Source organism: Neptunitalea chrysea, assembly GCF_027924145.1.
Taxonomy (GTDB): domain Bacteria; phylum Bacteroidota; class Bacteroidia; order Flavobacteriales; family Flavobacteriaceae; genus Neptunitalea; species Neptunitalea chrysea.
Map to the genome: position 1 here is coordinate 36,212 of NZ_BRVP01000025.1, position 8,475 is coordinate 44,686.

The window sequence follows — 8,475 nt, forward strand, 5'->3', positions numbered from 1 at the left end:
AATGGCAACAAACAGAACTTTTACAATGATTAAACCTGATGCTGTGAAAAACGGTTATATCGGGGCAATCTTAGAAAAAATACAAACTGCTGGGTTTAAAATTGTGGCAATGAAGTATACAAAATTATCAAAAGGAGACGCTGAAACGTTTTATGCAGTGCATAGCGAGCGTCCGTTCTTTAATGATTTAGTTGCTTTTATGACTAGTGGGCCTATTGTATCTGCTATACTTGAAAAGAGTAATGCAGTTGAAGACTTTAGAACTTTAATAGGAGCAACCAACCCTGAAGAGGCTGCTGAAGGAACAATTCGTAAGTTATTTGCTGGTTCTATTCAGGAAAATGCAGTTCATGGATCTGATAGTGATGAAAACGCTGCTATAGAAGGAGCTTTTCATTTTTCAGGTAGAGAAATATTTTAAGGAAAAAAAAGAGGCCTAGGCCTCTTTTTTTTTAGATTCTAATACCAACCGGTAGTAAATCTTTGTAAATCATTCTGTGTTTTCTTAAGAATTTAGCAATCTCTGGACTAGTAGGTACCACTCTGCAATTTTTCTCTTCAATTTCTTTAAGTACAGCTCTAATAAACTCATCTTTAAATGATTCTTCTGCACTTTCAGGAATCGTTAATTTCGTAAGGAATACTTTTCTTTCTTGTAAAGCATATTCAATTTTTGCTAGTTCCCCATTTATTTCTACTTCAAACTGGCGTAAAAAATCATTATCATTAACTTCTAAACCCATTGTATAAATTTTAATTTATTGTGTTTTAATCTATTATGTAAGATAATAGCAGTGTATGTCATTATAAAAAAGAACGAAGAGGTAAGCTAATTTACATGCTTAAGAAAGTGCTATAAATCTTGAAATAGGAAGATTATATGTATCGTTTCGATTATCTCCTAAAAATTAACCTACGCTGTTAAAGAAATGTTATTCAATAACATTTTTGACGCTCAAAAAAAAAATGTCTGGATTATGTATTACATTTACAATGCAAATTTACAAAAAAACTTATAAATAGTAAGTTACGTTTTAATATATGAGTGTTAAATCTAAAATTCCGGTGTATTTTATGCCCGGAATGGCAGCAAATAAATTAATTTTTGATGCCATAAAATTACCAGAAGATACCTTTGAAGTGTTTTACCTAGAATGGTTGATTCCAGAGAAAAAGGAACCAATTAAAACGTATGCTAAGCGATTAACTGAATGTATACACCATGATAACCCTGTATTAATTGGAGTTTCGTTTGGAGGAATTCTTGTTCAGGAAATGGCGGCATTAATACCTGTGAGAAAGGTACTTATTATAAGTAGCGTTAAGCACGAATCTGAAATGCCTGCAAGAATACATTTTTCTCGTAAAAGTAAGTTGCATAAAATTTTACCTACGGGATTAGTAAATAATGTAGAGGTTTTGGCAAAGTATGCTTTTGGTGAAACTGTAACGAATAGGTTAGAGTTGTATAAAATGTACCTTTCTGTAAGAGATAAGCGCTATATAGACTGGGCATTAGATACCATTATTAATTGGAAACAAATGAATAATATACCAGTAGTACATATACAAGGAGATAATGACAAGGTTTTTCCTATTGATAACGTGAAAGATTGTGTTGTTGTAAAGGGAGGAACGCATATTATGATTATTAATAGGTTTAAATGGTTTAATGAACATTTGCCAAGTTTAATTACTGAATACTGAATAAGGTTGGTTTTATTTATTATATTAGAATTACCCAAAAATTGATTGAGATGAAAAACACTTTAAAGCGAGTTGTAGGAGGCATTGGGATTTTGCTTTTATCAGCTGTATTGATTAACGCGGTTAGCAATACAAAAACGGAAAATAATGAAATAGACAATGATAAAGAAGCTACTTCTGTAACAAAGGTATATGCGATAAAAATTCCTGATAGTATTTCATTTGCAGGAGAATTAATGCCTACAGATGATCCGGAAGTAATGGAGCGTATAGATAGGGAGTTTTTAGTAAATACCTATTGGCAATCAAATGCGCTGTTATTGTTGAAACGAGCTCATAAATACTTTCCAGTAATAGAACCTATTCTAAAAGAAAATGGTGTGCCTGATGATTTTAAATACTTAGCCGTAATTGAAAGCGGATTGCAGAATGTTGTGTCTCCGGCTGGAGCTAAAGGGTATTGGCAATTCATGGAGCCTACAGCAGAAGAGTTTGGATTAGAGGTGAATAGTAACGTAGATGAACGTTATAATTTAAAATTGTCTACACAGGCTGCATGTGAATATTTAAAATCTGCCAAGGAAAAATTTGGTAATTGGACGTTGGCGGCAGCTGCTTACAATGCTGGACAATCTGGCGTTGCTAAACAAATGGAAAGACAAGATGTTGAAAATTATTATGATTTACTTTTAGGAGCCGAAACTGGTAGATATGTATTTAGAATATTAGCGATTAAAGAGATTATGTCTCATCCTGAAAAATATGGCTTTCAATTTGAAGAATCAGATTTGTATAAATATATACCTACTTATGAAGTTAAAGTAGATACGGCAGTAAAAGATTTCGTTTCTTTTTCTAAGCAATTTGATATTAACTATAAAATATTGAAAGTACACAACCCTTGGCTTAGAGATGCGTATTTAAATAACAGATCAAGAAAGGTGTATCATATTGAAATACCGAAGAAAGGTACTTATTTATATAATAGATGATAGCATTTATTTTGCGTTATCTGCATGGCAAGTTGTTTTAATTGCTGTGATTATCATGCTTTTTAAATAGCAACCTAGCGAAGTATATTAGAATATATTATAGTATTAGTATTGGCAGTGTTGCCAATTCTATGATTGTTGTGCATTATTTATTTGGACAAGAATATAGAAAAGAACTTGGGATAGGGGTAAAGTTGTTTTTAATCTATCAAATTCCTATTATAATATAGGTAACCAAGATGTTTGATAGATTCTACAAGTACTATATAGAAAAGGTAGTTTACTTGTTAGCAAATGTATTAGAGTCTGCATTTATAAGTAACTCTTTGATGTAAACAAAATGATTGTTGTAGTTACTTTCTTTTACAAAATCTTGCTCTGTATAAAAAGGCTTTTTAGCACCACCTCTGTTAATAGAAACAATGCTCATATCCGCATTCATATAAAAATATGTAGGAAAACCAAAGAAATGTTTTAATTTACCAACAATATAAGCTCCTTTGTTGTCTCTTTCGTCAAAATAGGTGATAGATATTTTAGAAGAAAATACTTTACTGGCTTTTTTAGCTTTATTTCTAGGCCCCCAATACAACACCACAAACTCAATATCTTTATGATATTGTTCAGCTAATTCATTAATAGCTTCAATTTCTCCTTTAGTTTGTAAATGCCATGTAGTTAAGGTAATAAGAAATATAGGTTTTTTAAATGTCTTTAAATCAACACATCTATTACTTAGTTTTTTAACTATAAAGGGGTCAAAGTATTTTCCTTTAAGATATTTGTTGGTAATGGAATCAAACAAAAAATCAATACGATCCATGTCGTCTCTAAGCATGGCTTTCTCGCATTCGTGCTGATATTTAGCACCATAGCTAACCAATGCTTCAGATAATAACATGTAATTAGAATCTGTTTGAGAAAACAGATTACCGCATGCTAAAAATACAAGTATAGCTATTAGTCGTTTCATTTTTTGGCTCAATTATCTTGACAAAGATAACCAAAAAAACTTTGAAATTGATTAATTTTTATTTTCGTGGTATAAAAATGAAAATTAATCAATTTATAACCTAAAAATTACGACTCTAATAAATTTATGTTAAGTTTTAAAGTGTAAGTTAAGATAAAGTTTTGCACTAGAATTTAAATTCTTTTTAGCTGTTGCTGCATCATTTTTATTTGATCTGTAAGCATATTTTGTTTATCTAACTTCTTAGCTTGGTTTAATAAGGTGGTAGCTTCTCTCTTTCTTCTTTTTTGCATAGCTATACCGGCAAGACTTAATTTAGTCATGGCTATATCATAATCCATAGTTAATCCAAGTTTTAATGCCAGCTTAAAGTGTTTTTCTGCAACAGTAAGATTTCTTTGCGAGTTAATGATACCTTTTATATAGTTATAGTAGCCTTGTTGCTTTTGAATTAAAGCAGCTTCAGGATTTTTAATTTTATCTAGCCATTTCTCGGTACCTTCAAAATCTTGCTTACGCATTTTTAAAAAGGCTAGTAGAATAAATTCGTTTCTAAAATATAGGAATATAAAGATTCCAACTAATAATATTAAGGAGATTCCGTTTCCGATATTGCCTTCTATAAATTGATAAATAGCCCATCCGAAAATTAAAATTGCAACTACTATTTTTAAATTTTTATTGAACATGATTTTGTATTACTATTTTTAGGGTTGCAAAGATACTAAAAACAATAGAAAATATTTTTACTTTAGTGTTTGTAAAAAATAAAACTCTTTGTATATTTGCGCCCAGCTTTTGAATAAGGCTGTAAGCATTAGACTAACACTAAGATAAGCGGTTAATAAAGATATTACAAAATGAAAAGAACATTTCAACCATCGAAAAGAAAAAGAAGAAACAAGCACGGTTTTAGAGAAAGAATGGCTTCTGCCAATGGTAGAAAAGTGCTTGCTAGCAGAAGAGCTAAAGGAAGAAAGAAACTATCTGTTTCATCTGAGACAAGACATAAGAAATAATGATATAGCATAAATGTTTATATTTAAGGTGTTACTTTTAATAGAAGTAACACCTTTTTTGTACCTTGAAATTCCATTTTTAATTAGCACAACTTATAAAAGATGCCAAAAAGAAAAGACCTTAAAAGTATACTGTTAATCGGATCGGGACCAATTATTATTGGACAAGCATGTGAATTTGACTATTCAGGTTCTCAAGCATTGCGTTCTCTTCGTGAAGATGGTATAGAAACGATTCTTATTAATAGTAACCCTGCTACTATTATGACCGACCCTTCAATGGCTGATTATGTATATTTAAAACCATTGACTACAAAATCAATTGTAGAAATTCTTCAAAAACACCCTAATGTAGATGCTGTATTACCTACAATGGGAGGACAAACTGCGTTAAACTTATGTATTGAAGCAGATGAAAAAGGAATTTGGGAAGACTTTGGTGTTGAAATTATTGGTGTAGATATAGATGCCATTAACATAACCGAAGATAGAGAGAAGTTTAGAGAGCTTATGTTGAAAATTGGGATTCCAATGGCACCACAAGCTACAGCAACATCGTATCTTAAAGGAAAAGAAATAGCACAGAAATTTGGTTTTCCACTTGTAATTAGAGCTTCGTTTACCTTAGGTGGAGCAGGAGCTTCTTTTGTACATCATAAAGATGAGTTTGATGAATTATTAACGCGTGGTTTGGAAATTTCTCCAATTCATGAGGTAATGATTGATAAAGCTTTATTAGGTTGGAAAGAATATGAACTTGAATTATTGAGAGATGATAACGATAATGTGGTTATTATCTGTACCATTGAAAATATGGATCCGATGGGTATTCATACCGGAGATTCTATTACTGTGGCACCTGCAATGACTTTAAGTGATAAGACATTCCAGAAAATGCGTGACATGGCAATTCACATGATGCGTAGTATTGGTGACTTTGCCGGAGGTTGTAACGTTCAGTTTGCAGTGAGCCCAGATGATCAGGAAGATATTATTGCAATTGAAATTAACCCTCGTGTTTCCAGATCGTCTGCATTAGCTTCTAAAGCTACAGGATATCCTATTGCTAAGATTGCAGCTAAGCTTGCAATTGGCTATACCTTAGATGAACTTGAAAATCAAATTACAAAATCTACTTCGGCATTATTTGAGCCTACTTTAGATTATGTGATTGTAAAAATACCAAGATGGAACTTTGATAAATTTGAAGGTTCAGACAGAACTTTAGGATTACAAATGAAGTCGGTTGGTGAGGTTATGGGTATTGGTAGATCGTTCCAAGAAGCACTTCATAAGGCTACGCAATCCTTAGAGATTAAGCGTAACGGTTTAGGTGCCGATGGAAAAAGCTATAAAGATTACAACCAAATTATAGAGAAGCTTACTTATGCTTCATGGGATAGAGTGTTCGTAATTTATGACGCTATTCAAATTGGTATTCCGCTTAGTAGAATACACGAGATAACTAAAATAGATATGTGGTTCTTAAAACAATATGAAGAACTATACTATCTGGAAAAAGAGATTTCTACCTTCACTATAGATACCTTAGATAGAGATTTATTGTTGGAAGCTAAACAAAAAGGGTATGGAGACAGGCAAATAGCACATATGCTTGGTTGTTTAGAAAGTGAAGTATATAATAAAAGAGCCGAACTTAATATAAATCGTGTTTATAAATTAGTAGATACTTGTGCTGCTGAGTTTATGGCACAAACACCTTATTATTACTCAACTTTTGAAAACGAAGTGCAGTCTAAAGAGGGAGTAACTTATGTTGATAATGAAAGTGTAGTTACTGATAAAAAGAAGATTGTTGTTTTAGGATCGGGACCTAACCGTATTGGTCAGGGGATTGAATTTGACTATTGTTGTGTACATGGTGTATTAGCTGCTGCAGAATGTGAATATGAAACCATTATGATTAACTGTAATCCTGAAACAGTTTCAACAGATTTTGATACGGCAGATAAATTATATTTTGAACCTGTATTTTGGGAACATATTTATGATATTATTCAACACGAAAAACCAGAAGGTGTAATTGTACAGTTAGGAGGACAAACGGCACTTAAACTTGCTGAGAAATTAGATAAGTACGGTATTAAAATTTTAGGAACAAGTTTTGAGTCTTTAGATTTAGCAGAAGATAGAGGTAGTTTCTCTAGACTGTTAGCAGACAACAATATACCTTATCCTAAGTTTGGTGTTGCTGAAACAGCTGATGAAGCTTTAGCTTTAGCAGATGAACTTGATTTCCCATTGCTTATTAGACCTTCTTATGTATTAGGAGGGCAAGGAATGAAAATTGTAATTAATAAGCAGGAGTTAGAGGAGCATGTTGTAGACTTATTAAGAAAAATACCTAATAATAAATTGTTATTAGACCACTACTTAGACGGAGCTATTGAGACCGAGGCGGATGCAATTTGTGACGGTGAAGATGTTTACATCATTGGTATTATGGAACATATAGAGCCTTGTGGTATTCATTCAGGGGATTCTAATGCAACATTACCTCCATTTAATCTTGGAGATTTAGTGATTCAACAAATTAAAGATCATACCAGAAAAATAGCCTTGGCACTTAACACGGTAGGGTTAATTAACATTCAGTTTGCGGTTAAAGATGATGTAGTTTATATTATTGAAGCAAACCCAAGAGCGTCTCGTACAGTGCCGTTTATTGCAAAAGCTTACAAAGAGCCTTATGTAAATTATGCTACTAAGATTATGTTGGGTGATAAGAAAATTAGTGACTTTAACTTTAAGCCAGAGTTAGACGGGTATGCTATTAAGCAACCGGTATTCTCGTTTAATAAATTCCCTAAAGTGAATAAGAATTTAGGACCAGAGATGAAGAGTACTGGTGAGAGTATTTTATTTATAGATAGTTTAAAAGATGACGAATTCTATAACTTATATGCTCGTAGAAAAATGTACTTAAGCAAGTAATTATTCATTTTTTACATATATGAAAAGGGAGTCTAACGACTCCCTTTTTTAGGTTATAAAAGATCTATTTTAACCTTTTCATCTTTTAATTTTTGAACAGCGTCTATAATATCGAATTTAAAATTTTTAGTAAGCTCTTTATATTGTTTAGCTAATGCCTTTTGCTGCATAGAACGTGTAAATCTGCGCACATCGTTTTTAGAAGTAAGTAATAACCCTGGTACAGGTACGCTTTTACCATTCTGACTACGCGCAACCATTGTAAAATAAGATGAATTGCAATGTTTTATTTTCCCTGTTTGTATATTTTCAGAATCAATTCTAATACCTACTACCATAGAGGTGTTACCTACATAGTTAATACAGGCCTTCATAGTTACCAGTTCACCTACCTCTATAGGGTTTAAAAAGTTAACCGTATCAACCGATGCTGTAACACAGTAAGTGCCTGAATGTTTACTGGCACATGCAAATGCTATTTGATCCATTAACGATAAAATATATCCACCATGAACTTTTCCATTAAAATTTGAAGTAGATGGTAGCATGAGTTCTGAAAAAGTAACTGCTGTTTCTGATACTTTTTTAAATATAGTATGCATTTAATAAGTTGTATTTGGTTTGTAATTATGAATGTACAAAATTTAGTTCATAATAACCTTTTGATATGGGGAATAACTTAATGGTACTTTATAATGAGTATTTTGTCTATATGCTTTTACAAACATGGGAATGTCACAACTGTAGGCTTCCCAAAAAATCAGACAGTATAAAATCAATTTATTAACTTTAAATTAAATACGGTCTTATGAAAAAAAGTAAGTTTAGG

The 8,475-nt window shown here is 32.0% G+C and carries 9 protein-coding genes; 5 read left to right on the top strand and 4 right to left on the bottom strand.

Annotated features, from left to right (window positions below):
- The first annotated feature begins 1 nt into the window (after position 1).
- Positions 2 to 421 carry a nucleoside-diphosphate kinase gene (locus NBRC110019_RS14615; protein WP_281756085.1) on the top strand — a complete coding sequence of 140 codons (420 nt, stop codon included), beginning with the start codon at positions 2 to 4 and terminating at the stop codon, positions 419 to 421.
- Between the two features lie 31 nt (positions 422 to 452).
- Here NBRC110019_RS14615 and NBRC110019_RS14620 read toward each other — a convergent pair whose 3' ends face one another.
- Positions 453 to 743 carry a GNAT family N-acetyltransferase gene (locus NBRC110019_RS14620; protein WP_281756087.1) on the bottom strand — a complete coding sequence of 97 codons (291 nt, stop codon included), beginning with the start codon at positions 741 to 743 and terminating at the stop codon, positions 453 to 455.
- Positions 744 to 1,041: 298 nt separating this feature from the next.
- Between NBRC110019_RS14620 and NBRC110019_RS14625 the strand changes: the two genes are divergently transcribed.
- Together NBRC110019_RS14625 and NBRC110019_RS14630 are read left to right on the top strand one after the other, a co-directional pair.
- On the top strand, positions 1,042 to 1,707 hold the full coding sequence (locus NBRC110019_RS14625; protein WP_281756088.1) for an alpha/beta fold hydrolase: 666 nt from the start codon (positions 1,042 to 1,044) through the stop codon (positions 1,705 to 1,707).
- 50 nt (positions 1,708 to 1,757) lie between these two features.
- Positions 1,758 to 2,699 carry a lytic transglycosylase domain-containing protein gene (locus tag NBRC110019_RS14630; protein WP_281756089.1) on the top strand — a complete coding sequence of 314 codons (942 nt, stop codon included), beginning with the start codon at positions 1,758 to 1,760 and terminating at the stop codon, positions 2,697 to 2,699.
- A 280-nt stretch (positions 2,700 to 2,979) separates the two neighbouring features.
- Here NBRC110019_RS14630 and NBRC110019_RS14635 read toward each other — a convergent pair whose 3' ends face one another.
- Positions 2,980 to 3,672, bottom strand: coding sequence for a hypothetical protein (locus NBRC110019_RS14635; protein ID WP_281756092.1), 693 nt, complete (start codon positions 3,670 to 3,672; stop codon positions 2,980 to 2,982).
- Between the two features lie 173 nt (positions 3,673 to 3,845).
- Positions 3,846 to 4,361, bottom strand: a complete 516-nt coding sequence (locus tag NBRC110019_RS14640; RefSeq protein ID WP_281756093.1) for a DUF2892 domain-containing protein — start codon at positions 4,359 to 4,361, stop codon at positions 3,846 to 3,848.
- Between the two features lie 171 nt (positions 4,362 to 4,532).
- Between NBRC110019_RS14640 and rpmH the strand changes: the two genes are divergently transcribed.
- Together rpmH and carB are read left to right on the top strand one after the other, a co-directional pair.
- Entirely contained in the window at positions 4,533 to 4,691 is a 159-nt protein-coding gene (gene rpmH / locus NBRC110019_RS14645) for a 50S ribosomal protein L34 (RefSeq protein ID WP_281756094.1), read from the top strand.
- 102 nt (positions 4,692 to 4,793) lie between these two features.
- A complete protein-coding gene (gene carB, locus NBRC110019_RS14650; RefSeq protein WP_281756096.1) occupies positions 4,794 to 7,646 on the top strand; it encodes a carbamoyl-phosphate synthase large subunit in 2,853 nt (950 codons plus the stop codon).
- Positions 7,647 to 7,699: 53 nt separating this feature from the next.
- Here carB and NBRC110019_RS14655 read toward each other — a convergent pair whose 3' ends face one another.
- Positions 7,700 to 8,248, bottom strand: a complete 549-nt coding sequence (locus tag NBRC110019_RS14655; protein ID WP_281756098.1) for an acyl-CoA thioesterase — start codon at positions 8,246 to 8,248, stop codon at positions 7,700 to 7,702.
- Positions 8,249 to 8,475 lie beyond the last annotated feature (227 nt).

What these genes read in the sequence shown, in the direction of transcription:
- NBRC110019_RS14615 (WP_281756085.1), top strand. Translation starts at nt 2, where the DNA reads ATGGCAACAAACAGAACTTTTACAATGATTAAACCTGATGCTGTGAAA.
- NBRC110019_RS14620 (WP_281756087.1), bottom strand. Translation starts at nt 743, where the DNA reads ATGGGTTTAGAAGTTAATGATAATGATTTTTTACGCCAGTTTGAAGTA.
- NBRC110019_RS14625 (WP_281756088.1), top strand. Translation starts at nt 1,042, where the DNA reads ATGAGTGTTAAATCTAAAATTCCGGTGTATTTTATGCCCGGAATGGCA.
- NBRC110019_RS14630 (WP_281756089.1), top strand. Translation starts at nt 1,758, where the DNA reads ATGAAAAACACTTTAAAGCGAGTTGTAGGAGGCATTGGGATTTTGCTT.
- NBRC110019_RS14635 (WP_281756092.1), bottom strand. Translation starts at nt 3,672, where the DNA reads ATGAAACGACTAATAGCTATACTTGTATTTTTAGCATGCGGTAATCTG.
- NBRC110019_RS14640 (WP_281756093.1), bottom strand. Translation starts at nt 4,361, where the DNA reads ATGTTCAATAAAAATTTAAAAATAGTAGTTGCAATTTTAATTTTCGGA.
- rpmH (WP_281756094.1), top strand. Translation starts at nt 4,533, where the DNA reads ATGAAAAGAACATTTCAACCATCGAAAAGAAAAAGAAGAAACAAGCAC.
- carB (WP_281756096.1), top strand. Translation starts at nt 4,794, where the DNA reads ATGCCAAAAAGAAAAGACCTTAAAAGTATACTGTTAATCGGATCGGGA.
- NBRC110019_RS14655 (WP_281756098.1), bottom strand. Translation starts at nt 8,248, where the DNA reads ATGCATACTATATTTAAAAAAGTATCAGAAACAGCAGTTACTTTTTCA.